Consider the following 24,676-nt stretch of genomic DNA (forward strand, 5'->3'; position numbering starts at 1 on the left):
TACTTCATCAGGGTAAAGCTCCTGGCGGCAGAGAATAGGGAACTTCGGATCAGGGAATGAAAAACCATGGTCTTATAGCGCTGCATCCCTACTCCCTACTCCCTACTCCCTACTCCCTGTAACCCAAGACTAAAGTCCCTGATCCAATTGAGAGCTACTATATGAAGTGGGATAATCTAAAAGTCTAGTTCTCTCAAACCCAATTGGCAGTCGATTTAATCGACTTAATTCCTTATCAATGTGATTAATAAAGTACTTCATTTCTCTAGGATTGCCATCGATATCTTGACCTGTGACCAAGTAGCTACTTACCTCATTCTGTAGAGATGCATAGTGCAGGTATAACTGTTTGTTATTGACAATAGTGTCCTGATACCGGAATAATCCAGGAAGATTTCCAAACATAATAGCTGATGCTGAAACCACTACGAAGATATTAATCACATAAGGATGAGTACTATTCCAACCTGATCGAATAATAAAGAGTAAACAAATTCCTGCTACAATCGCTGTACCATAAGTCATTAACTTAGACATATAGTAATTGTTGTAGAAGAATGTCATCATTTTAAAATGTCTTTGGTCTCGCGCTTGGATTTCTTGGATTTGGTCACCAATTCTTTCTTGTTCAAGGGGAGCAGCCTCAGCCATGGTCTCAGTATAGGCAACTGGTGCTCTTGGGGGTAACAACCACTTTTGGGTTTGGTAGTTACCTAAAGAATAGAGAAATATGACTCCTACAGTAATCAGTAAAACCAGTACAGACGTTAAGGCGATATGTCCAATCAGTGGCTTCGACCAAAATTTTGGCTGAGTTAAGCCTATTTGCTTAGTTTCTTTATTTTCCGTTTTGACAACGGTTTCGATGGTTTCATGATTATGAGTTTTTGTCGAATTTCCTTTATCGATGTCGATAGCTGAAGATTTATTAAACTCTAACATTAGCTTGACCTCCAAGGGGCGGACATTCGGTTTTTTATTGGGATTCGGTTTTTGATTCGGATATGGATTTAGCACCATCAACTTTAAAAGGGTATTCAATAAGTATTAATTTGTCAATTTCAGGCAAAGGCATAATGGTAATTAGCAATTAGCAATTAACAATTAACAATTAATAATTAACAATTGACAATTGACTCATAACTAATCACTAATCACTAACGTAGAGGAAGCCGACCTGCCAAATTCTTCTGGGGCATAGTTGAGGTGTGCTTGGGCAGGGGGCCATAAATAGGTTCCTGGTGTAACTGACCGCACCAGATAATGTAAATTATAGACACCAGCCTCCAATCGATCGGCATAAGCGACAATGCGATCGCGATGGATTTTCTGATAATCTATTTGCCAGCTATCTTGTTGAGCTTGGAAGTAAGGAGTAGCAGTTTGGAAACTAGTATCCACTGCTTCCAACCCAGCTGGTAAGGGATCTTCGATCACGACATGATCCACTGGATGATCGGTAATCACCTCCACGCCAATATCAAACACTTGTCCTGCTGGTACTGTTAATGGCTCTTTGAGAGCATACAGTCCAATCTTTCGCAACACCTTTTCCTGATTAGCGGGACGTATGGTCTTGTTTACTCGTAATCCATTAAACCGACCGGGTTGATTGCCTTGTAAGCGATAACGATAGCTGGTTAAGTAGTGTAGAGTCCCTGAACCAGATTTTTTGAGAATCAGGTCATGACGACCTCGGGGTAACTTATCCATGGTAACCTGAATCGATTGACTAGGTTTCTGATACCCCTGGAATTGGGCTGAGCCAAGTTTTTTCCCGGCTAGTTGCACCGTTGCTGCAAAGCTCGGGGGTGTAGGCTGTAATCGACTATAGTCTACTAAGGCACTCAAGGCTTGAGCATTATCGTAGCTAGTTTGCCAAGTGCCATCTCGCCGTAACTCTAATAACCCTTGTAATAGTTTACTGCGAACCTCGGCTGAGCTGTTTTGGGCGATAAATAGACGCAAGGCTTGAGCTTGTGCAGTAGTAGATGAATCCAGCCAACGCCAGCTTTGGGGTATGTTGATCCGAGCTGAACGCCCAGTTTGATAGATGCTTTCCTGAAACTGATTAACTAAAGTTTGGGCTTGGCTCCGCCACCGAGGAAACTGGAATAAGTAACGCGCTAATTTAATCTGAGTGACCCGGTCGAAGTTACTGCTCTGTTCATAAAGGTATCCTAGGAAGTCACTGCGGGTCTGACCGAGTTCTGCTAACCCCATCAGTGCTTCTAATCGCACCTTACTCTTACACGCTACGCTCTTGCAATAATCATACTGACCAGGATTTGCCAATATTTTCTGCAAGTAGTTCTGGAGACGGTTCACCATCCCAGCATCTACTGGTAATCCTGCTGCTTTCGCCCGAGCTAGAGCAGTAGCAGCATAGGGAGAGACGAAGGGGTCTGAGGATTTTTGTCCGGGCCATCTGGCAAAGCCACCATCTGGTCGCTGGAGTTTCTGTAACTGTTTGATAGCCTCAGTGCCTTGTTGGCTAGGGTTAAACTCAGCAAAGGTCTGACCATATTGTTTGCCGAGTATTGCCAAATTGGATGCGATCGCTAATTTACTTGCTACCGGTTCTAAAAAGGGTAAGTCTTCGTTATCCAAGACTTGCTTAGCCGGAGCAGTAATCTCAGGAATCAGAGTACTAGCCAGGGAAATCTCTAACCCTCCCGCGTCAGGTACCACGTTACTAGCTATATTCACCGGGATTTTTACTTGATTCCTGGTTACTCCCGATTCCACTACTTGCTCAGTAATGTCAAAGGTTTTAACAGCTAAAGGCACTTCAAACCCATCCTGATTACCATTGAGCTTAGTCGTAAACTTGACTTTAGCTTTACCCAAGTTATTGGCTACCATCGGAAAACGATAACCACTGGTTCCGGTCTTAGCTGAGGTTTTCTGATTCAGCGTAGGCCCTTTACCACCATCAAACTGAACGGCACCGGTCAGTTGTCCATTAATCTGTAAATCTCCCGTTTGCCCAGTATTATTAATTAGCGCTATCCCAGCTTTAAAGCGATCGCCTGGACGAGCAAATTGAGGTAATACTGGATTAGCCATCAGCCGCTTGGTGGTGATAAAGGTAGCCTGGCCATTACCAAAGTGTAGGTTTCCATCGGTTGCTACTGCCATCACCCGCCAAGTCGTTAAGTTATCTGGTAGTTTAAAGGTTACCCTGGCTTTACCATTGGCATCTGTTACCAGTGAACCATTGTAGTAGGCTAATGGTTTAAATTCCGTGCGAATCCGAGTACTAGCTGCGCCAGAAGACCTTCCTCCACCATAGCCCCAGCCTTTGTCCATCATTCGCATCGCTAGCTTTTCTAGCACCACCTTAGGACGGTTATCACTGAAGCGAGTGGAAATATCTTGCTGAGCATACACGGTCTCTACTAAATCCGGTACTTGGTAGCCACTCAGTTGCAAGATGGCTTCATTGACAACCATCACGGTAAACTGTCCCTTTACCGGTTTACCCTTAGAATCTTGCAATGCTAATTCCACTGTTTGCTTAGCACCAGGTTCAATGGACTTAGACTGCAATGTCTGTGTTACCTTGAGATAGTTATCATCCAACTTGGTATTAAACGGAGCAAAACCAATCCGCACCAGATTTTCTACACTCCCCGGCTCGACTTGGGATAGGGGTTTACCTTGGCGCACTACTACTGCTTCTACTGCTGCATTAGGTCCCATCTCCGGAGTGACTTTGAACTTAATCTCTGGGGCACCCCCTTTAACTTTGACTACTTTGCGATAGAGGGTATTGTTCCGAACTACTGAAAAATACAATTCCCCTTCGGCATAGGGGGATTGGATCAAGGCTGTGGCTGTTTCCCCCGGCTTATAGCTATCCTTGTCTAGTGTGATATCCAGGCGAGAGTTATCATAGCGAGACCCCCAGTACACTGCGTTTCCACCGGTTGCCCAAATTTGTAAGTCTGTTGCTGCTAAGTCATTTTTAGCTTTAGCAAAATTAGCGCGAATTCGATAAGAACCGGATGAGGGAGGAGTGAGCTTAATGGATTTGGGACTACTACCGGAACGGACAGTTACCTCTTTGACGGTTTTGTATTCTACCTGATTTTTTTCTCGCTGACTCCCTGCCAAGACCTGGGTGACACTGCTGTATTTCATTTCTTGCAGTTCCAGGCGTACTGATTGTCCTTTGACCACTTTACCCGTGGGGTCAGTAACAATCACTTCTACAGGGAATGGTTTCCCGGCATCCGCCACCCAATCCCCTTTTAATCCAATTAGTTTATCGCTAGGTAATGCTGTAAATGTTTTAGAATCGGATACCGACAGATTCGAGACATCGGTAACTTGCGCATCCACCCGGTAAGTCATGGGATAGGGCAGGTCTTTCGTGACCGGAATAGTTAGACTACTTTCCCCAGACTCACTTAAGGTTTGATTAGTTTGCAGGACATCACTGGTAACTTGCGGTCTTTCCTGGGGCCAAAACCACTGCTGACCAAAGGAAAACTCTTCCCATCCTTCTGGAGAAAAGTAGACAGGGGTCCGAGTGACATAATAGGCAACCTTTCCCCCATCTACGTTTGAACCAAACCAATAATTTCCTTGGACATTAGCGTCCACCTTCTCGCCCATGTTAGCAAATTTTTGAGCAAGGGTTAGGTCAACTTTAAAGTTAGGAGGATTAAACTCAGCCACTCGGAAACCACCTGAGATTTTTTTGCCATTGCTTCCTGTGGCGCTAACGGTATAGAAACCTAGGGGTTGATTCTCTTTCAGGGGTAATTCTAGGGAGAAGGTACCAAATTCATTGGTTGTCTTAGTTCCTAAGTCTGTCTTCTTACCATTGGGTTCTACCAGCGTGACCTGATAAGATGCATTTTTGTCTTGGGTGAGCTTATCCTTTTCGAGATAATACGCTGCTGCGGTGAACCAAGCCTTTTCTCCTGGTTGGTAAAGCTGTCTGTCTGAGAAAATAGTCCCTCGGGATTTGGGTTTGCCATTGTCCCAGTCTGAATAAATCCCGTAGCCATAATACCCACTATATTCATTGGTTCGAGTAAATGCCCAGTCTTTGCCTTCTTTAGCAATTACCAGTAATTGCGGACCTTTAGTGAAGCGAGTTGCCCCATTCATACATTGACGTAGAGCCTCGTTGGTTAGGGCGATGGTGCCAGTTCTGTCAGTTTTTGCGATCGCACAGGGTTTTGGTGACCCTCGATCGGAAGCATTCAGCTCAGACTTATATATCTCTACCGTTGCTGCTGCTGGTGACCCATCGGAGAGATGATTCACTTGCACCAAACCGGAATCAGGAAACCATTGCGCAAACACTCCCAAATTGGTCAGCTGCACCCAACCATAAAAGGTTGGTTCCCACCACTTTTCGTTTCCATTCCCATCCTGATAGCGATAGGTTTTCGCTTGCACCCCATAGGCCAACATTCCCGTTGGACCTCCCAGTCGTTTCCTCAGGGAAACCGCGATATTAGTAGTTTTATTTTTCTTTCCCGCTACCCGGAAACGCTCCCATTGACTTGGGTTCGGTAATAAATCATTGCTCTTGCCACTCGGATAAGCGGAATTGTTATAGACCAAGTCAGTGGGTTGAACAATGCGATAAGCGGCTTTATACTCTGGTTGCGGTAAATTGACCGTAGAAATATTCAACTGTAGGGACTCGGAATTGCGTTTTAGGGTAGAGGGAAAGATATGCAAATCCGAGGGAGCCCAGATATTCCCTGCTAAATCCCCTGTTTCGTACTTAAAGGTTACAGGTTCACCCAAGGTTTGCCCAAATTGGTCAGTGAGATTAGCAGCGAGAGTAACGGTATAGGTAGTCTCTGGTTCTAATGCCCAAGGATTAAGGTTAACGAATCGATTGCCATCATAAGCTTGCACCAATTTGGGAGCTTCCTTGGGAGCAGGCTCAACCGTAATATTCTCCATGGCGGAAGAGGCCAGCAAAGGATTATTAAATTCCAACTGAGCTGCCCCTTTCACAAACCGTCCATAAGCGCCTCCCGCCTCTGGCTGTCCGTAAAAGGTAATTTCCTTGTAGGTCAAGGGGTCAAAGGTTTTGACTTGACTAACGAAAGCGGTTTCGGTAGGGATATTGCCGCGAGCGGGACGCACACCAGGAGCAAAGGCTAATTTGTAATCGGTAGCTTTAGTGAGGGGTTGCTTAGGGGTGATTGTATAAATCCATTGCCGCAAGGAGGGGTTAAATTCCTGAGCGGGTTGCCTATACTCTGAGGAAACATCTGCTTGTTCTTTAAGAGCGACATCTAGCTTGACACTCTGAGTCTGACCTTTCGGTGTCATGGTCAAGTGCTGGTTTACTGAAGCGAGATCCAATTGAGTATTGGAGGTAAACTCTAAGGTAGGCTCCAGAGCAATCGGTTGAGGTTCAGCTTCTGGATTCCTCTGAGTTGCTGGCAAATTGGTTAACTGGATCGGAGCAGTATTGAAGGTCCAGGCTAAGTCTTGTTCTAGACTATGATTGTTTAGGTCAGCTAATCCAGCTTTGAGGGTAACTTGGACACGAGTGGCTAGAGGCAGAGCTTGGTCAGCTTGGAATCCTACCATCCGTGGGGTTAAGAAACGAAATTTCCCAGGGATAGGGGGTATGATTTCAAATTTCTGTAAGATTTCCCGCTGATTTGGACTTCCCAAGCGTTCAACGGGAATCAAGGGGTCTTTGAAGCGAATCCGAATTTGTGAAAGGGGCTCAGCGATGCCGATGGGACTAATTTGCTCAATCCACTCTGGGATTTGAGGCATCGGTAGGGGAGCTACTGCTGGTAAGGGTTCAAACCCTGAAGTAAGTTTAGCGCTATCACAGCTTACTAGACCTAGGATCAGAAATAATCCCAGTAATAACCCTATGGATGTTTTAATTACCCTACCCATGGCGTGCCTAGATTTTCCTTTTGGAGCTTTCATTTTTGATTAAAGCTCAGATTTTTGAATTTGGCAGGATTGCCCTAAGTTTCGTTAACTCGTGGGGGTAGGGTGGTTGTTGCAGGGGCGTTGCTCAATAATGGAATGATTTTAATAGTGAGGTGGAATGGGCATCTTGCCCGTTCGGCGATCTTGGTAGAATGGGCATCTTGCCCGTTCGGCGATCTTGGTAGAATGGGCATCAGGCGTGGAACAGGCATCTTGCCTGTTTCATTCCCGGGCGGGCAGGATGCCCACTCTACTGCTATTCAGCGCGAAGATTAAGTAACGCCACTTTGTTTACGGCAGTGACTCACAAGCGATACCATCTTTATCACGGTCTAGCCGGTGGGGGTCGCCGGGAAAGCCATCAAGCACCTGTTGGGCTTCAGCTTGAGTACTGAAATCTGAACAATTGCAATCTGAATTCACGCAATCGGGAAATTCAGGTTGTGGAGCAGAAGGCGGGTTAGATGTTGTGTTACTAACCATCTTGGCAAAACGAACCTCAGATAAGCCAATAAGACTTGTCGGTCCATAGTTGGAGACAACATCGATTCTGGCAAACTGAGCTTCCACATTAGGAAAAGAGAAGATAGTAGCCGGAATATTGGTTGCAGGTCCTTTAGGCAGAGTTAGGGTTGAAGATTCAAAAACTGGATCACTAAAATCTGCTTTGTTAGAGAGAACTAAGATAAAGTCTTTGATACCCCGATTAGTTGCCGTTGTATTGAAAGCATTGTAATTCCAGAGGGCTAGTGTATTCAAGACTACTGGGCTGCCAAAGTCAAAGTCAAAGTTGACATCAGCTGCCGTTCCACAATGATTTAGCTTAGCTGAGAGAAAGTTAGCTGGATTTCCTCCAGCTACGTGGAGTTGATCCAGTTCCGTGCCGCTACCAGTCAGTCCATTGCCATTGAAAATGTTAGTTACAGCTCCAAAATTAGGTGTTAACGACCCATGACTTACTGTAACAAAAGCAGTTGGATGTAGGATTTCAGCCTCAGAACCAGGGCTGGAGAGGTTAGGCTCTGTTTGGGCTAGGGCTAGATCGGGGTAACTAGTCAGTGATGCTACTATCGAAAGCATCAACAGAACTGTCATCACCAAAGCTTGAAAGCTTCTCAGGAAAATTTGTTTCACTATTCTATCTTTGAGATTACTTTCAAAACTTTACGTGAATTTGTCCAATTTATCAACCCCATTACATACTTCAATCGTAGCATAAATGTCACACAAAAACCCCCAGGAAATTACAAGAATTTTTTTTAGTATAAATAATCATTTTTTCCTTTGCGGTAGTTGTCTGATTCATCGGGATTGAACTAGAGGGGAAAACTAATGTTGGCAGCAAATATCCCCTCTTTTAGACGTTTTTTATGGTTTAAGTCCCGATATTCTCAAACTAATCAATTCCCAAACTAATCGATTTCAAAAAAACCATCAATCCCTCTCCCCATCCCTGACATTCGTTAAGCCATCCGTTGCCAACAGGAACTTATTTCAAGTGCTCGGAGTAATCTTCAGAAGACTCAGGGTTCAGCTCCCAGCGGAGGTGATCGCGAACCTCTAACTTGTCTCGAGTTTGCACAGCTTCACCATCAACTGAAGAAATTCCCATGGACTCCAGCAAGTCTTCAGTTACATTTTGGTCAGGAGTGGGCGTTTCTCCTCCAACTGCTTCTTCCCCCACTACTTCAGCCTGATACCAATTATCATAAATATCGCCACCGGTGACATTGCCACCGGATAGTTTGCTAGTTCTCAACTTCTCCAAGGTGCGTCCCATCCCAGTGTCACGGTCAACTACACCCTCAAAAATTCGGTCAGGGTCTTCTATTCCAGTTAGGTCTGCTAACAATACTTCTTCAGTATTACGGTTGTCAGTATACCCTTCCTCTCGCTTCAGAATTTCATAAGAGTTGACTATATCCTTGTTCTTGTAATCTGTCATAATCCTTACTCCTGAGTAGTTTCATTGTTTGATTCATTAAAATTCTCCTTATACTTAAATTATACTGCTAAAATAACTATAATTCCAAAGCACTCTCCCCATCACCATCACTCCCCTCACCCCAGCATTATAAGGAATATAACGCTATGCTATCAGTTAGCAACACTATGAAACATTACTCAATAAATTGTAAAATTATCGCCGCTTACGCCTTAGCTACAATCGTGGCAACCTAGAAATCATGGCTCCTTACCCTGAACAGGAATTTTATAAAAAAGTGATTGGTCGCTTTGTTGAAACCCTAGCTGAAGAATTGAAAATTAGGATTTATCCTTTAGGTTCACCTACCTTTAGACTAATTACCAGTTATGTAAGTTATGCGATCGCTCTTTTTTAATACAGATAAATGATCAGACGAATTACCAGTTATGTAGATTATGCGATCGCTCTTTTTTAATACACATAACTGGTAATGTTTCAAGAACTAATTTCAGAGGGTTAACCTGGGAAATTCTAAAAAATTGCTCCTCTTTGAATTAGCTCAAGCTTAGTGGATTCATCAATTCCTACAATATATGCGAATCGGGCATTTTTCACGTCAGCATCACTAAGGTTAGCAGCAAACAGGTCCGCACCAGTGAGGTTGGCATCACTCAGGTTTGCACCAGTGAGGTTGGATCCACTGAGGCAGGCACGACTCAGGTTGGCTCCACTGAGCTTGGCACCAAAAAGGCTGTAACGACTTAGGTTGGCACGACTCAGGTTGGCTCCACTGAGGTCGGCATCACTGAGGTTTGCACCACTCACCCTGGCATCACTGAGGTAGGCACCCCGGAGGTTAGCACCCCTGAGGTTGGCACTAAACAGCTCGGCACTCCGGAGGTTGGTACCCCCCAGGTCTGCACCACTGAGGTTAGCATTTTTCAGGTTGACACGAATTAGGTTGGCACCACTGAGGTTAGCACCACTGAGGTTGACACCACTCAGGTTAAGATTACTGAGGTTAGCACCACTGAGGTTGGCATTACTGAAGTTGGCTCCACTGAAGTTGGCTCCAATTAGGTTGGCTCCAATTAGGTTGGCTCCAATCAGGTTGGCTCCAATTAGGTTGGCTCCACTAAGATTGGCACGAATCAGGTTGGCACGAATCAAGTTGACACCACAGAGGTTAGCATCACTTAGGTTGGGGCGAATCAAGTTAGCACGAATTAGGTCGGCACCACTGAGGTCCGCACCACTCAAGTCCGCATCACTGAGGTCGGTACCACTCAAGTCCGCATCACTGAGGTCGGTACCACTCAGGTCGGCACGAATCAGATTAGCACCACTGAGCTTCGTATTACTGAGATCCGCATCACTGAGGTCTGCACCCCTCAAGTCTCGACCCACAGCTCCACCGCTAGCAATCTCTGCCACTAGACGCCATTTATGATCAAGCTTGCTATTTTCTTCATCATCTGACCTTTCGTTCAAAATTTGAATCTCTTGAATAGGAAAACCGCTTAATTGTTTTAGGTCTTCTGATTTTATCCGAGCTTCAAGCCGTTCGATAGCTTCTTGAAACCCCTCTAAGATTAAGCGGCTTGGTTTAATATCAATAATGTTGATCGTGTATCCTGACGATTGTTGTAAAATAGATTCAATCAGTTTTGAAGGTTGAACTGAATTTATATCTCCTTCTAAGACAAGAATAGCTTTAATTGTTTGACTTTGTCTCTGGATTACAGTCTCTTGGTGGCTCAGGGATTGACTTGGCTCTACACCCTGCACCGGCTCTGAGCGACTGCCATCATTTTTGTTTAGCTGTTCTGATGCTTGTTCTTCTGCTATTCCCGCAATTTCTTTCCAGTCTAGATTCAATCCCTGGCATATGCGTTTAAATAAATCAAGCTGAATGGGCTCTGATTTAAAAAATTTTGTAACTGTATAGTGACTTATCCCTTGTGACTTGGGGAAGTTACTTTTTAACTCAAACCCTAGCTTATCAAAAGCTTTTTTCGCTGTTTCAATACCTTTTGAAGAGGCGGCGATAGTTAGTTTTTTAGTTTTATTACCCTGGCTAAACTCTGTCATAGTCTTGCTGATTTAGCATAACTATAGCATCAGAAGTTTTGAACAGAGAATAGATAATAAGGAATAGGTAACAGGGAATAGGGAATAGGGAATAGGGAATAGGTAACAGGGAATAGGGAACAGGGAGCAGGGAACAGGGAACAGGGAACAGGTAACAGGGAACAGCCAATAGTCAAACAATTCTGTGTAACTCATGAGTCCTAGGAACGCTATAAATTCAATAGTCCTAGGAACGCTATAAATTCAATGAATATTACATAATTTACCTGCTCCAGTTATTTTTTTAAACTATCTCTAACCCCTCCAAATAAAAACTTATAAAAACCCTTGACTACTTAAACAATAATCATTACAATAATCAATATAAACCCACAAGGATTTCAAGTTCTGACTTATGTCAAAATACTCTAACCAAAACCTAAAGAAACAACCTGTTGAGCACACTCTAAAAGGTCCTCGTCAAGCCGTAATCCATAGTATGCAAAGGTTTTATTCCCTAGGCTATGGAGAGATTGCCGACTGGAGCCCTTTGGAACCTACTGAAACTCCAGGGGAAGTGAAGACAACCATGATGAAGTATTGGCTGTTGCCATAACACCTTAATTTCTGGGGGGGCTTCCCCCCAGAGCCTTGGCTCCGGTCTGGTCCCGTAGGGTGGCCGAAAGACCAAGGTCAATCAAATAAGATCACATCAGTTTCGGTTTGGGAACTCAGTGACATAAGTCATTTAAATAGCCGTGGATAGTATTTCTACGGCTATTTTTTTTGGTGAGCTCGCCCCTAACGCAGCCTACCGCACTTTTTTACAAATATGAGATGCACCCACGCGAACAACCTTATACCTTAAACCTTGGCCTTTAGACACGCGTGCGCGTTCAACCTGCAACCTTAAACCTTCAACCTTAAACCTTCAACCTTAAACCTTCAACCTTAAACCTTACTAACCTTAAATAATCAAATATACCAATCCTAAATGAATTGTGAGAATTTTTGTTCTCTTTTCCCTACTCCCTACTCCCTACTCCCTACTCCCTGTTCCCTGTTCCCTGTTCCCTGTTCCCTGTTCCCTTTGGTATATGTACCAATTTGGCATAACAAAACCAGCTGATACCCTTAAACTACAATTAGTGCAAATATAGCCTTGATCATAGTTATGAGGTACAGTAAATTTTATTACCCCTACTCCCTACTCCCTACTCCCTGCTCCCTGCTCCCTGCTGCAAATAAAAACGCTATAGCTAATAGAGAAAAGCGGCTCGCTAACTGATGAATGATTCCAAAAACGCCATCGATATATTTGCAGGGGCAGGTGGCCTTTCTCTGGGTTTCCATATGGCTGGGTGGCAGATCACCACAGCAATAGAAATTGATAAATCTGCTGTTTCCACTTATCGAGAAAACTTTCCTAGCACTAATGTTATTCGCTCCGATATTCGAGCTATAGACTTTACTCAATTTCAAGGTATTGACCTAGTAGTAGGTTCACCGCCGTGTCAACCTTTTGCTGTCCCAAAACAAGAGCAAAATAAACAGTTATCCCGAGCCAATCCTAAGGATTTAGTTCCAGAATTTATTCGAGCAGTCAGGGAGATTCGACCCAAGGCATTTTTAATGGAAACTATGCGTGGGTTGCAAAGCTCTAAAAATTTTAACTATTATCAATGGATTATTCAGCAGTTTCAATCCCTAGATTATTCAGTTTATGTAGACCTTTTAGAAGCAGCATCCTATGGAATTCCCCAGTATCGTGAACGTCTATTTTTCGTCGGTTTAGCCACAAAAACTGATTTTAGGTTTCCCCTGAAAACCCATGGTTTAGGGACATCTAATTCCTATATTTCATCGGGTTCAGCCTTAACTGATGTTCCCGACTATGAGCCGAATAGCACTAAAGTTTCCTATGCCAATAAACCCGTTATTCGTCCTACCCCTTGGACAGCAACTCTAGTCAAGGGTGGGGGAAAACCCATCAATTTCGATGCACCAAGTCCTACCATTACCGCTACTATGGGAGGTTACCGAACCCACATTATTGACCCTGAAGGTGTTTTACTGGTGTATCATCGTCATTTAATGAATGGGGGAAAGCCCAGATCAGGAACAGTTGAAGGGGTAAGACGGCTGACGGTACGGGAATCAGCTAGACTCCAATCCTTTCCTGATCATTTTGTATTCAAAGGTTCTAAAACATCACGATACAGACAGGTTGGTAATGCTGTACCACCACGGTTAGCCAAAGCAGTTGGAGAAGCAATCCATCAAGCAATCTTCCCCTCTGAGCTATCAACGACAAAAGACTTTCAATCCTATTTTGATCAGCTTTGCGACAAATTGCATCTGCGGCTGTAGGGGAAAAGAGTGTGGGAGATAGGGAGATGGGGAGATGGGGAGATGGGGAGATGGGGAGATGGGGAAGATTTTTATTAAGGGTAATTATCCTGAAATGATATAAGAGCTAGGTCGCTTATTCTGGCTACATTCTAGCTGACCTGTCGCCCCGTCAGGGGTAAAAAGTAAAATTTAGAGCGTTTTTCATAACTATGAGGTACACAGGATTTTTTACCTGTTCCCTCTTTTCCCCTCCTGGGAGGGGTTAGGGGTGGGTTCCTGTTCCCTGTTCCCTGTTCCCTGTTCCCTGTTCCCTGTTCCCTGTTCCCTGTTCCCTGTTCCCTGTTCCCTGTTCCCTGTTCCCTGTTCCCTGTTCCCTGTTCCCTGTTCCCTGTTCCCTGTTCCCTGTTCCCTGTTCCCTGTTCCCTGTTCCCTGTTCCCTGTTCCCTGTTCCCTGTTCCCTGTTCCCTGTTCCCTGTTCCCTGTTCCCTAAAACCAGGAACTATGTACCTCACAAAATTGAAAACCGCTATATTAGTTACCGTTGAAAAGTGACTCATACTTAACCCTCTCAAAGACATCTAGCAAGCTATTGGGCGTGGCGTTTAGGATTTGAATCGAATTTGCGTCCGCCAGACGGCGCATCAGCTTGTAATTTCCCCACTGATCGACATATTCCTGGCAAAACCACTCAATGTCGCGCTCATTCCACTCCAGAGGGCGTTTGGTAACCTGCACAAATTCTTCTGTTGAGAAAAAATATTTGCTCTTATTCAAGCCGATAATCTGATTGTGGTCACAGCCAAGCAGGTAAATTTGTCGGAAGCCCATATAAATCGCCACTTGCAATGCCATAATCGTGACGGTGTGAATTGGCAAGATAGGACGGGTGAGATCTATGCCTGTGTTCAAGATCATCTCTGAGGAGGCACCAAACCAGAGATAATGAAGTTGTCGATTGGCAAAATGCCCAGCTCCCTCTACTCGTTCTTGGTCGGGTAGGGCAAAGAAAAATGTACTATCTCCAGTTCCCTGATCCAATTCTTTCATCCAACCGGACCAAGATTCTTCTGTAAGCGGGAGATGATAGGGGGCGATGCAGTAGTAACGTGGCCGGATCAGGCTATAATCTGGGTGGAGGAAGAAATTACCAAAAAATTTGGGTTTAAAGCCCCGTCCTTATAGGACGGCTTTTTTTGAAATTCAGACTTGACGGTTTTCTCGCATCGTGTTAAGATTAAAACCTAAGTAAAAAAACAATTAATGTTCTAGATAAACATGATATTAAAATAAGTAGATGATGTAAAAAATAAGCTAAGATATCAGCTTATTGCATAATCAAATTCTTAGATTTGGATATCTACGAAAACATAATATCAATAAAAAGTTTATCTAACTTGTTAACTAGATTAGGTACGGTGGGGCACACCGAAACCTGGGTCATAGACCAAGTACGCTTGTGGAGAGGAGACCTCTATTTTTTCTGGCTCCGGCCTGGTTAAACAAGTCACCTCGTAGAAGCAAGAATCCCCGTCCTTCCAGGGCGGGGAGTGTCAATGACCGCAATACAGTTCTCCCCCTGCAACAATTTAAGGTTCTGTGATTTGATGCTCGGCCCGGTAGCCAGAATAAAGCAGCGTTCTCCGGCATGGCGATTGTGCAAGACCTGATTTTTTTGTAGAAGAAGTTGGTGCTCTCGTGGGATGGTATAGAAATTCAAGCTCTCTACCCATATGCTCAAGTTCGAAAGAATAACTTTTTTGATGCCTGGTGGAACGGTCCAATAAGCAATTTTGTTGGCTAAGATCATCCAAGGTTTCATATTGTGCTTTCTTCCTTTTTTGAGTGGAATGTCTGGTTAAGTTCTCGAACCAAGCGATCAACCGTATTTTTGTTTAGGCCATGTTGTTTTGCCCCTAGTGTGATGGTCTCCTGGGTTGAATGATGACAGCCCAGACAGTATAATCCATAGCGGCCTAGAATCCTTTGAGCTTGGTTACCATGGGTTTCGAGCAAGTCGGCGATGACGGTGTCGCCTGTGATCGGCTGATGGTCTATGGGTGGCACTGAGGCAGGCTTGTTATAGTATGGAGCTTGTAATAAGCGCCAGAAACCAGCATTGTATATATTAGGGCTTCTGGAAAAGCGGCACCAATGGCCGATATGAGCCTCATCCCAAGAGAGATTTTCTGTCACAATCTTGGCCAAAATGCCAAGGGGGATTTTCATGAGCAAGTTGGGCACATCGGGTAGCTCGGACAGGATTTCCAGCCGCCCAGCTGTTATTGAAAAGGAAACAGAGAAGGTTACCTCGTCAAAATCCTCTCGAGTTGCTTGTACGGTGACGGTTATCTCTTCGCAGAAGGCGATATCCGGCACGTCATTCAATTGGAGAAAATACGCTTCCAACTCGGAACGGGTCACTGTTGTGGAGCAAGCATGATATTGGGAAAATAAAGCTTGATCAAAATTCTGCTCAATGTAGCGCAGTTTATAGTTTATGTCATCGAGTTCCTCTCGATTCTGCCAGACACGCTTAATCTTGCCTGTTGAACTCTCCCAGCTCTCTCCAGGTAGAAGAGGAATTACTTGTACGTCACTGCCCTCAAAAAGCTGCACCACATCGTCTAAGGTATTGGTACTCATTAGGCGAACATACTCACGATGAGTGGGATGGCACCAGGTGAAATTACCCGCAAAGGGTAAGAGGTATTTCGCGCCATACAGCTTCATCATCTGTTTGAGCATCTCAAGTAAGCCTTGAGCGCTACGTTTTGAGATGTTAACCTTTTGCTTTTGGCTAAGATGACTCCAAGTCCAAGGGTATCCTGATGCTCCAGGAACGAACAAAGAGGCGACCATATCCACAGGAGGCAGCAACGAGGCAATGCGATGGTTAATGCCCGCATCATTGATATTGAGCACACGAAAGCCATCAATCTCCATCAAAACAATGGCATCATTCCATAAACTGCCTGGTTCAAAGCAGGTCAGATGAATATGTTTTGAGAGTTGGACTCTCTCCCCAAAGGCCATGGGACGTATATCCTGAAAGCCCAATGCCGTTAAACCCTCGATCAGGCGACGATTGGGAAAGTCGGGCACGTAAATCGGCGTTGAACGGTCAAAATGGTCTAAGGTTTCTTTATGAAAATGATCCGAGTGCTCATGGGAAATCCAGATCGCATCAGGACGCAAGGTGGAAATGTTCACTATGGGAGCGGGATAAAGCATCCAAGAGCCTAAAAAGGCTGACCCACAAAGCCAAGGATCGGTGAGAAGGGAAAAGCCTTTGTAGCCCACTTCTAGGCAGGAGTGGACATGTAATGTAATCGCCAAATCCTGGATATCTTTGCCTGTTTGAGGGAGAGGGCTTATGGAAGGGGCACATGGCACTTCCGCTAAGAAGTGATCCCCCGAAACTGTTACTGGTATCGCCGACAACGCCGCCTGGTTGTTTATTCCCTTTCCGGTTCCATGTTCAAAGCGCCAGCCATGAAACGGGCAAGTAAAACACTCGCCGTCATCGGAAACTTCCCGCCCTTGGTGGGGGCAAACCCTTGATATAAGCTGATAACCCGATTCGGAGCGCACCAAATAGTAGGGCTGGTTTCCCAGAGATATTGGTACGGGGAGCTTGGCTTTGGCGGGGTCAAGGTCAATTTTATAAGTTGTTGGTACGAAATTCACTGTCTATTTTCTGCTTCTTGAGAAAGAAATAAGCATAGCAAGAGCTACCCAAAGTGATACACAATGGTTTAAAACCAATAGACATCGCTATATCCCAAAACTCGTCGAGATGATAGGAGGTGAAGGTGATGGCATTTTGGTGATAATCCCGCAGCTTGGGCTTAAATTTTTCAGACCCATCATCGTATCTGATTTGGATCAGGGCCACACCCTGATCAGATAGGAGTTGATAAGCCAACTTGGTGACTCGTACTCCATAGTCTTTGCTCGGAAAGTGTTGATAAACGGAGGTGGAAAGAAAAAAGTCTATGGTCGAGTCAACATGGTCAAGGACTTGTTCTGGTTTCTCAGCCTCAATCGAAATCGCCTGGAACCCATCAAAGCCAAGACTTTCCAGTTGGCGCTGTGATTCAGCCAGATTAGCCTCCGAAATATCTACGCCTATGAATGTCTCGACTTCTGAACAAAACTGTACCGCATTCGCGCCGCCCCCAGGACCCCACTCAATCATGCTACGAATGGGCCTGGTGGTGTTAGCAAACAAACATAGTTTCTCAAACCGTTCCAAGTTCATTTGCCCGACCCGAGTCCAACGTTGTTCGTCAGACCATCTGCCTTCCCCCAGCCAGTGAGAAAGGTCTTTAATACGGTCGCTCTTATCGCTGCGACTCCAAAAATCCCCCGCATCTCGTGAGATTCTTTCCGACGACTGGGGGACGAACTCCTTTACCCTTGCTAAGAGATACCTCGTGCTATGAATTGAATCAGCAATTGCCTTCTTCACTTCTCATTTTTTCCTTTGCTATGTTTCCATGCCTCAAATCGTTGTCAGGGTAGCTCACCCATTAATTAAAATTAATATAATCACACACCCCGATAGATTTAATAAGAATCAAAACTCATAACCAAATGCATCCAAATCATCTTTATAATATAGCCGACATTTTTCTAACAACCTGGGATTATCCGCAAAATATTCAACATACGCCTTATGCTTAGACTTGTTTTCCTGGGGAACCGTATCAACTGCGATATTGAGACGATATAATACCTTGATTATATCTTGTTCAAGATTTTCAAAGCGACAAATAAAATCTATTGGCTTGTCTGATAATTTATGACTAACAAAATCAATGTTTGGACGTAGGGCATCTGTTTCAGCGCTCATTAAATCAAAGTAAGCTTCTAAAGAGAGGCTGTGTAAAAAGGGATATTTAGCAAAATAAAAGCCTTTATAGTCAGATGCCGTATGATACGAAAAGGAACTAACCAAGCGCTCAAAAGGGTTTCTGATCACCACAAAAGAGAAATAGCGCTCCCATATTTTAGGGCTAACTAAGACAGTTGGTACCCGGTGATCACCAGGAAACCAGGGGCCGAAAATTTTTTTTATGGTCGTGCCAGCACATTTCGGATTGTGGACAAAAATAAACCTCCTATAATGATCGACATTTTTTGATGAATTGTCCGGCAACAGCATATCTCGCCATCTACTGTATTTTATTTCATCAAAAATAGTTCTTAGCATCATGAATTCAATCCTGCTCTAAATAGATAAGTCGATCTCTATCTTTTGGCGGCGCAGCATTTCTTGACATGCTTGAATGGTCTCAGTTTTTAATACACCTTGGTACTGTTTGACTTGACCACTGCGTGTAAATTCACCCTTAAAGGTGTATAAGTGATGGCTGCCATATTGCTGGTTTGTTTCTCGCCCCATCCGTCTAATATTCTCAAAGCTGGATAACTCAAGACTTTGACGCAGAATATGCTCTTGGACTTCAATACCCAAGGCATGAAAGAGACGGTTGAACTCGCCGTAGGCGTCTGCACGCATATCTTCGTAGCGCATGATAACATCACAGCGATTGATAATGCTTGTGTAGTGCCAAATCCATCCTGGCAGCCTGGACAAAACAAAGGCATCAATTGGGATTTCCTTCACTGTTTGCCCGGTTCTTTTTTCTTCGACCCGATAGAGGGAAATCAAAACGTCTAATGGGTTGCGGTAAAGGAAAATCACTCGGCCAAAGTAACGAAAAACTTTCCTATATGGCGAATGGGTTCTCACCAAAATCGGAAATCCGGGCATGAAGTGTCGCATTATAATACCATTGTCATTAAATACTTGTTGTTGGAGCTCAGATAATTGTACATAGGTGAGGGTTTTGTCGGCGTCGTTGAGCAAGATATTAAAGTAGTTAAAGATAACAAAGCGGGTCCACGTATTGCCACTTTTCGGATGACCAGCCAGTAAAATCGATTGTTCCTGCAACCCTTGCTTTTCCAGACTTTGAACGATAAATTGATGGTGTGGCGGCATTAACAGATAGTCGCGTATGTTGTGTCTTAAGATTTTGAGCTTCCTCGCCACCTTTTTGCCGAACGATAAGATAAACCGAACTGGTACCACGTTCGATGATGTGGATAATATAGTGGTTGATTTACTCATGGTCTGCCCTCGTTAGGGCTTCGTAATTACACCTCTTGCAAAAGTAGTTTTATGATAGTGTTTGCGTCAATTATTGTCCACTGTTCCCTGTTTCCTGTTCCCTGTTCCCGACAACTGCCACGAAGTCTATTGTTTCATCACTTATCACTCCAAATCAGCCCAATCCAGTTGCGTGTCTTTTAGAATATGCCGTCGCGCTCTCTTACCCAACAGATTTTCAAAGTCAACGGCCTTAATCTGCCCTGTAGCGGGACGCTTAACCCAAATATTTTCCATCGTCAGCCTTTCTCCAGGCAATATCTCTCCTATTGAGACCACGCAAGCATAAGCAAAGTCAATGGTGGGTTGTTCTTCGGGCAAGATCTCTTTTGTGCCTCCCAAGGCGCTATAAATAACCTTTGAGCCGTGGATTAACTCTTTTAGTTCAGTTGGATCAATCGAAATTGGAACGTCGGGTCCTGGCCAGCTTTTATCGGAAGTAAAGTGCTTTTCCAAGATGCGAGCCCCCAATGGCACTGCCCCAAAACAAGTATAGTTGCCAAGGGAATGATCGCTCAAACCTAACACTGCGTCCGGAAACTGTTCTGCCAGAACCGATAATGCCCCCAAACGAACCTTCTCATAAGGTGTCGGGTAGATGGAGGTGCAGTGCATGATGGCAAAGGGGACGCCCGCTTCTCGCAAGATGTCCACCGCTGGCATAATTGAGGCCAAATTATTCATCCCCGTACTGAGGATAACAGGCTTACCATAAGCAGCGATATGCTTGACCAACGGGTAATTATTGCACTCGCCAGAACCGATTTTATAACCACAGACCCCCATCTTTTCCAAGCGGATGGCAGCGGCTCGTGAGAAAGGGGTACACAGATAGATCATACCCTTTGACTCCACATAGGCTTTGAGCCGAACTTCTTCATCTTCGGAAAGGGCACAACGCTTGATGATCTCCCAAATACTCTCATTGGCGTTACCCGGTACCACATCATTAGGAATCATCTCATCTTCAATGACGTGGCACTGGAACTTTACACACTCACAGCCCGCCCCATAGGCATCATCGACCATGCGAATCGCTTTATCAAAATCCCCTTCATGATTGATCCCGATTTCGGCAATAACTAACGGGGGATGTTCCGCCCCAATTTTTCGGCTACCCAGCTCAAATCTATTCATAGGCCAACTCCTCTAACCAAATGGTTTCTCCCTCAAACTGTGCCTGATGGCACTCGAAAAACCTCTTGAATACCAAAGGGTTCACTCCCATAGATTCTAACTCACGCACCATCCATGGGAAGAAAGAATAGGTCTGAATACCTGACAAAATAGGCAGATAGACCAAAGCTGATGAAAATATTCCATAGCAAGCCTGGATCTGACCCTCTTCCAGGACTATTTCAACGGGCAATGATACCTTTTCTGCAAAGAGCTGAACAGTAGGTACAGATGACAAAATAGCCGTTGTTTTTGCCTGGGAGTCCCGGGGATGGGGTTTATAGAAAACCAGCTGATATTGGCGAACTAACTGCTCCAGGATACGCTTCGTCAAATCCACCTGATGTTCCATCTTGAGTAAAGAGTCTTCTGCTAAAGACTGGGATAAAAAGAGGGCTGAATTTTTGCCCTCATCTTGTCCTGACCAATCAATATATTCTGATAAGTTAGCACGCTGTTTCAGCTCATTTATTTTACTGGGGGTCACAAATTGAGATAAATCATGGATAATGGCACCAGTAAACTTAACCTTTGGGGATTTTTCAGGAAACATTAGATAGGCTTCATCAAATTTCATCAAATTATGATATGGTGAATAGATATGCTGCCTATTTGTTAGATAGAGGAACAGGCAGGTTCCTATACTCCCTATAATGGTCTCGATTCCTATAGGCCCTCGATACAACTGTTGTTTTATCCATCTGATGGTGTTTAGAGTCCTGGTTACGGTGGAAACAGACTGGGGAGGCTTATATGCACCTAACCCATCTTCTAAATAGATGAAACGACAGTTTCGGCGTTGGCTTTCTTGGTGTAAAAAGCGCAACACTGGTTGTCCAAGGTTAGAATGGATGTATATATGAGAGAGACTGTCCAGAGTATCTAATTTTTCTCTCATCCTCCCTTCACTCTTAGATAGGGTGAGATGATAATTGTAGGGAGAGCGCAACAACTTTTTAGGAATAATACAAGCTTCTTTCTCCTGGAAGTTGACGTACCATATACTTGACCATAGCTCAGGAATCAGCAAAGTTTTCCATGACTGGGATAATTGATAAAAGAGCGGGTAGGTATAGAGCCAGAGATGGTTTTCTTCTTCGGGCAATAAAGATGACACCAAACATTGGGCCCAGGTAAAACTTAATACTGAACAAATCGCAAACAGATTTGACATTTTACCTCCAAACATAAAGTCAAACTCACTTTGAGTGTATCAATGTTTTGCAGGATTATTCAAAATCAAATCCGCCAGGTACAAATCCCAAGGCGTGTCAATCTCTAGGGAGTGTTCAGGTGTCATCACATAAGCATAAGTAGAGTTTGTTTCCAAAGTCTGCTTTTCCATTAAGATATCCCGCCGTACCAAAAATATCGCCCCATTCCAAGCATAGGCGGGCGGCAGCACTTGTCGGCGCAGGTAGCCATCGGGTTTTTGCACAAAATCCTGTAGTTTACCGTCACTCGTGATCCGCCTCGTAAAATAGGGATGGGTGGACGCCTCACAGACACTGACCACACTATCAGCATTCTGAGCCAAAGCCAATTCAATCCCTAAGTCAATATCCTTAGCCGAACGCAACGGCGAAGTCGGCTGCAACAACATCAGATAGTCTAGTGTTGTCCCTTCAAGTTGTTCTAACCACTCGACAGCATGTATCAACACAGGAATGTGAGGTGAATCGTCTTGCGCTAGTGCTGCGGGGCGCAGGAATGGCACCTCAGCCCCCCACTTTTTCGACACGTCAGCAATCTCTTCATCGTCAGTAGAAACCATCACACGATTCAACCTATGACTTTGTAAAGCCGCTTCGATTGTCCAAGCAATTAGGGGCTTACCCGCCAGCAAGGTAGTATTCTTACGGGGAATGGACTTCGAGCCACCCCGTGCGGTAATCAAACCAATAATTTTGCTCATGTAAACTCTCGCTTTCTCTTGCTCTTCCTCGCCGCTATTACAAAGGATAATTATATTCCTTCAAAGGCAAATCTACCCTATTTAATAATGAGCGATTACTGGTGCGAAAATAATCATTTAATTGAACGCGCCTTTGCTTGGAGATAAAACTTCGTTTACCAGATATACGATTAAACAGTAATGGGTCTAAATAGCCTTGTAAACACCGACGAAAAAAGTGTGAATTTATCGCTATAAAAGGAATAACGGGGTTGGGATTGAATGATGGGCTATACACAAATCGGTTTACTATACGTGCGATCGCGATAGAAATAGAAGACATGCCTTGATTAGTTTTGTTCATAAAAATTTTGTTATCGAAACTATTTGATTTTAGCGACATGAACGCAAACAGTTGACTCAAAAATTCATAAGGTGATGCTTGGAATGCCTCATATAAACAGACAAAAACCGCCCCAGTACCAAAAAGCTGTTGATAGTAATTAATCATCCTGTCGTAACATAAATGTTTCAAGGAAAAATAAACACAGCATTCATGGGAAAGATTTAAGAAGCTATCAAAACCACAGCCTCCCCCCTGATGGATATACTGTCTATACAACGAATCAATCATATCTAACTGGTTACGGATAGAAATAATGATCTTCGCATTAGGGAATACCCCATGTAGCCTATCGGCAATGATACGGCTATCACTTCCTCCCCGATATGGAGCTCCTGAAAATTGCTCCCATGAGATTAATTTAACTTTGGTGGTACTAGAAACTGATTGTGCTTTCAAACGGATTTCATCGGCGTTAAAATCAAAATCATGGCACGTCACAATGTCCGCCAGCCATTTGTACTTTGGATAATGGCGATTCCAATACTCTATTTCTGGGTGATTAGGAAAAATATATTGTTGTAAAAATGTCGTGGCTGTTTTATGGTAGCCAATATGAATAAACATAAATTACGGGCTTGCTATATGTCTACTTAAGGAGCAGTATCAAAGAGCTTGGAGGATTTTTTGATGTTATTAAAATCAGTAATATTGTACCTATTTAGAAATGCTATAGACACAAAATCTCACCGTAAGCATTCAGCCGTCAGCTATCAGCTATCAGCTCATGGGCTACGCGCAGGCTACGTGAGGTGCTTTTGAAGAAAACAGGTAACCATTTGTTTAATCTGAGTGAAGTCACAGGGTCGTTCGCACAGCGTGGCCATTCGCGTAGCGTGGCCTTTTGGCCAAGGCCAAAGCCTGTGACACAAAGCTGACCGCTGACCGCTGACCGCTGATAGCTGAATGCTTACATCTCACCTTTACTCACTTTCCTGGCGTTTAAATGAAAACTTTAAAAAAGTGTAGCGGGGAGAGACTGAGATCAATACGACCATCGAAGCCCACTCCTGAAATTAAATAAATAAATATTATTTAATTTGTTCATAGTAAATTATTTAATTAAGTTTTAGCGAGCACCGATTGATATTTTTAAATTAGTTCCTAAGCCAAAACTAGTAGTTATGAACTAAATAGCTATTCTTAGTAAGCTATAGCTTTCCGGACAATTGATTAAATTTTTTTTTGGGATAACTTTGTCTAAGAGATATCTGCGGTAAATTAAAGTTTAGCTCAGACCTGGGGTTTCAGGTTTATTTTTCGCAGAGGTATAATCCTTAAATTGCTTTTAATCAAAAATTGTCCATGCCTCTAATCATAGAATATCAAAAAACGGCGAATAATTCAAGGCTATTTTGCCAACTCCTCCCCACATTCCGCACTTCATAGTGTAATCCGTAATCATGACGCTTTATCTAGATATTATCAAACACATAAATTTAAAAAGTACCAGTATTTATACGCAAAAAAATTGCCAAGCTACACAGGATTATCCTATTACTTTGCATACTACAAATTAATCGGCGGAATGTGGCCGACAAGATTGATCAACCAATACACTACAGTAAACAGATCCCCTACTGAGCTTTTGACAACGCTTGATCAAGAACCTGATTATACTGTTTAGCAATGACTTCAGGAGTAATATTCTCTAGTAAATACTGACTACCAGCCTGACCTAGAGAGTCTACTAATATCAAGTCTGGTTGAATACCCATAATTAAGGAGAGGGTGGGA

Annotated in this window: 24 protein-coding genes and 1 pseudogene; 7 read left to right on the forward strand and 18 right to left on the reverse strand. The window is 43.8% G+C overall.

The window, feature by feature from the left end:
* Nucleotides 1-129: 129 nt before the first annotated feature.
* Nucleotides 130-1,020 carry a hypothetical protein gene (locus tag F6J90_RS33560; RefSeq protein ID WP_293104015.1) on the reverse strand — a complete coding sequence of 297 codons (891 nt, stop codon included), beginning with the start codon at nt 1,018-1,020 and terminating at the stop codon, nt 130-132.
* 123 nt (nt 1,021-1,143) lie between these two features.
* Entirely contained in the window at nt 1,144-6,900 is a 5,757-nt protein-coding gene (locus tag F6J90_RS33565; RefSeq protein WP_293104017.1) for an alpha-2-macroglobulin, read from the reverse strand.
* A 102-nt stretch (nt 6,901-7,002) separates the two neighbouring features.
* On the opposite strand from F6J90_RS33565, the gene F6J90_RS33570 reads away from it, so the two are divergent.
* Entirely contained in the window at nt 7,003-7,215 is a 213-nt protein-coding gene (locus F6J90_RS33570) for a hypothetical protein (RefSeq protein WP_293104020.1), read from the forward strand.
* Nucleotides 7,216-7,230: 15 nt separating this feature from the next.
* Here the strand turns inward: F6J90_RS33570 and F6J90_RS33575 are convergent, their stop codons facing one another.
* Both F6J90_RS33575 and F6J90_RS33580 read right to left on the reverse strand, forming a co-directional pair.
* Nucleotides 7,231-8,073 (reverse strand): excalibur calcium-binding domain-containing protein, encoded by an 843-nt coding sequence (locus F6J90_RS33575; RefSeq protein WP_293104023.1) that lies wholly within the window; start codon nt 8,071-8,073, stop codon nt 7,231-7,233.
* A 355-nt stretch (nt 8,074-8,428) separates the two neighbouring features.
* On the reverse strand, nt 8,429-8,884 hold the full coding sequence (locus F6J90_RS33580; RefSeq protein WP_293104026.1) for a DUF6335 family protein: 456 nt from the start codon (nt 8,882-8,884) through the stop codon (nt 8,429-8,431).
* A 241-nt stretch (nt 8,885-9,125) separates the two neighbouring features.
* Here F6J90_RS33580 and F6J90_RS33585 point away from each other — a divergent pair, with 241 nt between their 5' ends.
* Nucleotides 9,126-9,281, forward strand: a complete 156-nt coding sequence (locus tag F6J90_RS33585) for a hypothetical protein (protein WP_293104029.1) — start codon at nt 9,126-9,128, stop codon at nt 9,279-9,281.
* 116 nt (nt 9,282-9,397) lie between these two features.
* Here the strand turns inward: F6J90_RS33585 and F6J90_RS33590 are convergent, their stop codons facing one another.
* Together F6J90_RS33590 and F6J90_RS33595 are read right to left on the reverse strand one after the other, a co-directional pair.
* Nucleotides 9,398-10,957, reverse strand: a complete 1,560-nt coding sequence (locus tag F6J90_RS33590) for a pentapeptide repeat-containing protein (protein WP_293104031.1) — start codon at nt 10,955-10,957, stop codon at nt 9,398-9,400.
* Nucleotides 10,958-10,978: 21 nt separating this feature from the next.
* Nucleotides 10,979-11,152, reverse strand: coding sequence for a hypothetical protein (locus F6J90_RS33595; RefSeq protein WP_293104034.1), 174 nt, complete (start codon nt 11,150-11,152; stop codon nt 10,979-10,981).
* A gap of 199 nt (nt 11,153-11,351) precedes the next feature.
* Here F6J90_RS33595 and F6J90_RS33600 point away from each other — a divergent pair, with 199 nt between their 5' ends.
* The 5 genes from F6J90_RS33600 (at nt 11,352) to F6J90_RS33620 (ending at nt 13,778) form a co-directional block, all read left to right on the forward strand.
* The gene (locus tag F6J90_RS33600; RefSeq protein ID WP_293104037.1) at nt 11,352-11,552 is read left to right on the forward strand and encodes a hypothetical protein; all 201 of its coding nucleotides are present in this window, start codon (nt 11,352-11,354) and stop codon (nt 11,550-11,552) included.
* A 385-nt stretch (nt 11,553-11,937) separates the two neighbouring features.
* The gene (locus tag F6J90_RS33605; protein WP_293104039.1) at nt 11,938-12,096 is read left to right on the forward strand and encodes a hypothetical protein; all 159 of its coding nucleotides are present in this window, start codon (nt 11,938-11,940) and stop codon (nt 12,094-12,096) included.
* A gap of 127 nt (nt 12,097-12,223) precedes the next feature.
* Nucleotides 12,224-13,306, forward strand: coding sequence for a DNA cytosine methyltransferase (locus F6J90_RS33610; RefSeq protein ID WP_293104042.1), 1,083 nt, complete (start codon nt 12,224-12,226; stop codon nt 13,304-13,306).
* Complete coding sequence (locus F6J90_RS33615; protein ID WP_293104045.1) at nt 13,279-13,404, forward strand: hypothetical protein; 126 nt, start codon at nt 13,279-13,281, stop codon at nt 13,402-13,404. Before F6J90_RS33610 ends, F6J90_RS33615 begins: the two co-directional genes overlap by 28 nt.
* Nucleotides 13,405-13,556: 152 nt before the next feature.
* A complete protein-coding gene (locus F6J90_RS33620; RefSeq protein ID WP_293104047.1) occupies nt 13,557-13,778 on the forward strand; it encodes a hypothetical protein in 222 nt (73 codons plus the stop codon).
* 41 nt (nt 13,779-13,819) lie between these two features.
* Here F6J90_RS33620 and F6J90_RS33625 read toward each other — a convergent pair whose 3' ends face one another.
* The 12 genes and pseudogenes from F6J90_RS33625 to F6J90_RS33675 all read right to left on the reverse strand — a co-directional run bounded on the left by F6J90_RS33625 (nt 13,820) and on the right by F6J90_RS33675 (nt 24,657).
* Nucleotides 13,820-14,335, reverse strand: coding sequence for a hypothetical protein (locus F6J90_RS33625; protein WP_293104050.1), 516 nt, complete (start codon nt 14,333-14,335; stop codon nt 13,820-13,822).
* A gap of 768 nt (nt 14,336-15,103) precedes the next feature.
* Nucleotides 15,104-16,681: an MBL fold metallo-hydrolase gene (locus F6J90_RS33630; protein WP_293104053.1), complete on the reverse strand. Its 1,578-nt coding sequence runs from the start codon at nt 16,679-16,681 to the stop codon at nt 15,104-15,106.
* Nucleotides 16,682-16,744: 63 nt separating this feature from the next.
* A pseudogene (locus F6J90_RS43880) lies at nt 16,745-16,975 on the reverse strand (Rieske (2Fe-2S) protein); the annotation flags it as partial.
* Complete coding sequence (locus F6J90_RS33635) at nt 16,950-17,759, reverse strand: class I SAM-dependent methyltransferase (protein WP_293104056.1); 810 nt, start codon at nt 17,757-17,759, stop codon at nt 16,950-16,952. The gene F6J90_RS33635 and the pseudogene F6J90_RS43880, both read right to left, overlap by 26 nt.
* Nucleotides 17,760-17,867: 108 nt before the next feature.
* Complete coding sequence (locus F6J90_RS33640; RefSeq protein ID WP_293104059.1) at nt 17,868-18,506, reverse strand: sulfotransferase family 2 domain-containing protein; 639 nt, start codon at nt 18,504-18,506, stop codon at nt 17,868-17,870.
* Nucleotides 18,507-18,521: 15 nt separating this feature from the next.
* Nucleotides 18,522-19,427, reverse strand: a complete 906-nt coding sequence (locus F6J90_RS33645) for a sulfotransferase domain-containing protein (RefSeq protein WP_293104062.1) — start codon at nt 19,425-19,427, stop codon at nt 18,522-18,524.
* Between the two features lie 144 nt (nt 19,428-19,571).
* Nucleotides 19,572-20,603 (reverse strand): N-acetylneuraminate synthase family protein, encoded by a 1,032-nt coding sequence (locus F6J90_RS33650; RefSeq protein ID WP_293104064.1) that lies wholly within the window; start codon nt 20,601-20,603, stop codon nt 19,572-19,574.
* A complete protein-coding gene (locus tag F6J90_RS33655) occupies nt 20,596-21,816 on the reverse strand; it encodes a polysialyltransferase family glycosyltransferase (RefSeq protein WP_293104067.1) in 1,221 nt (406 codons plus the stop codon). The genes F6J90_RS33650 and F6J90_RS33655 overlap by 8 nt, the downstream gene beginning before the upstream one ends.
* A gap of 39 nt (nt 21,817-21,855) precedes the next feature.
* Nucleotides 21,856-22,557 carry an acylneuraminate cytidylyltransferase family protein gene (locus tag F6J90_RS33660; RefSeq protein ID WP_293104070.1) on the reverse strand — a complete coding sequence of 234 codons (702 nt, stop codon included), beginning with the start codon at nt 22,555-22,557 and terminating at the stop codon, nt 21,856-21,858.
* 37 nt (nt 22,558-22,594) lie between these two features.
* On the reverse strand, nt 22,595-23,506 hold the full coding sequence (locus F6J90_RS33665) for a hypothetical protein (protein WP_293104074.1): 912 nt from the start codon (nt 23,504-23,506) through the stop codon (nt 22,595-22,597).
* Nucleotides 23,507-23,737: 231 nt separating this feature from the next.
* The gene (locus tag F6J90_RS33670) at nt 23,738-23,860 is read right to left on the reverse strand and encodes a hypothetical protein (protein WP_293104076.1); all 123 of its coding nucleotides are present in this window, start codon (nt 23,858-23,860) and stop codon (nt 23,738-23,740) included.
* 656 nt (nt 23,861-24,516) lie between these two features.
* Nucleotides 24,517-24,657: a hypothetical protein gene (locus F6J90_RS33675; protein WP_293104080.1), complete on the reverse strand. Its 141-nt coding sequence runs from the start codon at nt 24,655-24,657 to the stop codon at nt 24,517-24,519.
* Nucleotides 24,658-24,676 lie beyond the last annotated feature (19 nt).

The sequence above is a fragment of the Moorena sp. SIOASIH genome, from assembly GCF_010671925.1.
In the GTDB taxonomy this organism is placed as follows: domain Bacteria; phylum Cyanobacteriota; class Cyanobacteriia; order Cyanobacteriales; family Coleofasciculaceae; genus Moorena.

Bases quoted from the DNA above. Each gene is read 5' to 3' on its own strand.
- F6J90_RS33560 (WP_293104015.1), bottom strand. From the start codon at position 1,020: ATGGTGCTAAATCCATATCCGAATCAAAAACCGAATCCCAATAAAAAA.
- F6J90_RS33565 (WP_293104017.1), bottom strand. From the start codon at position 6,900: ATGGGTAGGGTAATTAAAACATCCATAGGGTTATTACTGGGATTATTT.
- F6J90_RS33580 (WP_293104026.1), bottom strand. From the start codon at position 8,884: ATGACAGATTACAAGAACAAGGATATAGTCAACTCTTATGAAATTCTG.
- F6J90_RS33585 (WP_293104029.1), top strand. From the start codon at position 9,126: ATGGCTCCTTACCCTGAACAGGAATTTTATAAAAAAGTGATTGGTCGC.
- F6J90_RS33590 (WP_293104031.1), bottom strand. From the start codon at position 10,957: ATGACAGAGTTTAGCCAGGGTAATAAAACTAAAAAACTAACTATCGCC.
- F6J90_RS33595 (WP_293104034.1), bottom strand. From the start codon at position 11,152: ATGAGTTACACAGAATTGTTTGACTATTGGCTGTTCCCTGTTACCTGT.
- F6J90_RS33600 (WP_293104037.1), top strand. From the start codon at position 11,352: ATGTCAAAATACTCTAACCAAAACCTAAAGAAACAACCTGTTGAGCAC.
- F6J90_RS33610 (WP_293104042.1), top strand. From the start codon at position 12,224: ATGAATGATTCCAAAAACGCCATCGATATATTTGCAGGGGCAGGTGGC.
- F6J90_RS33625 (WP_293104050.1), bottom strand. From the start codon at position 14,335: ATGAAAGAATTGGATCAGGGAACTGGAGATAGTACATTTTTCTTTGCC.
- F6J90_RS33640 (WP_293104059.1), bottom strand. From the start codon at position 18,506: ATGATGCTAAGAACTATTTTTGATGAAATAAAATACAGTAGATGGCGA.
- F6J90_RS33645 (WP_293104062.1), bottom strand. From the start codon at position 19,427: ATGAGTAAATCAACCACTATATTATCCACATCATCGAACGTGGTACCA.
- F6J90_RS33650 (WP_293104064.1), bottom strand. From the start codon at position 20,603: ATGAATAGATTTGAGCTGGGTAGCCGAAAAATTGGGGCGGAACATCCC.
- F6J90_RS33655 (WP_293104067.1), bottom strand. From the start codon at position 21,816: ATGTCAAATCTGTTTGCGATTTGTTCAGTATTAAGTTTTACCTGGGCC.
- F6J90_RS33660 (WP_293104070.1), bottom strand. From the start codon at position 22,557: ATGAGCAAAATTATTGGTTTGATTACCGCACGGGGTGGCTCGAAGTCC.
- F6J90_RS33665 (WP_293104074.1), bottom strand. From the start codon at position 23,506: ATGTTTATTCATATTGGCTACCATAAAACAGCCACGACATTTTTACAA.
- F6J90_RS33675 (WP_293104080.1), bottom strand. From the start codon at position 24,657: ATGGGTATTCAACCAGACTTGATATTAGTAGACTCTCTAGGTCAGGCT.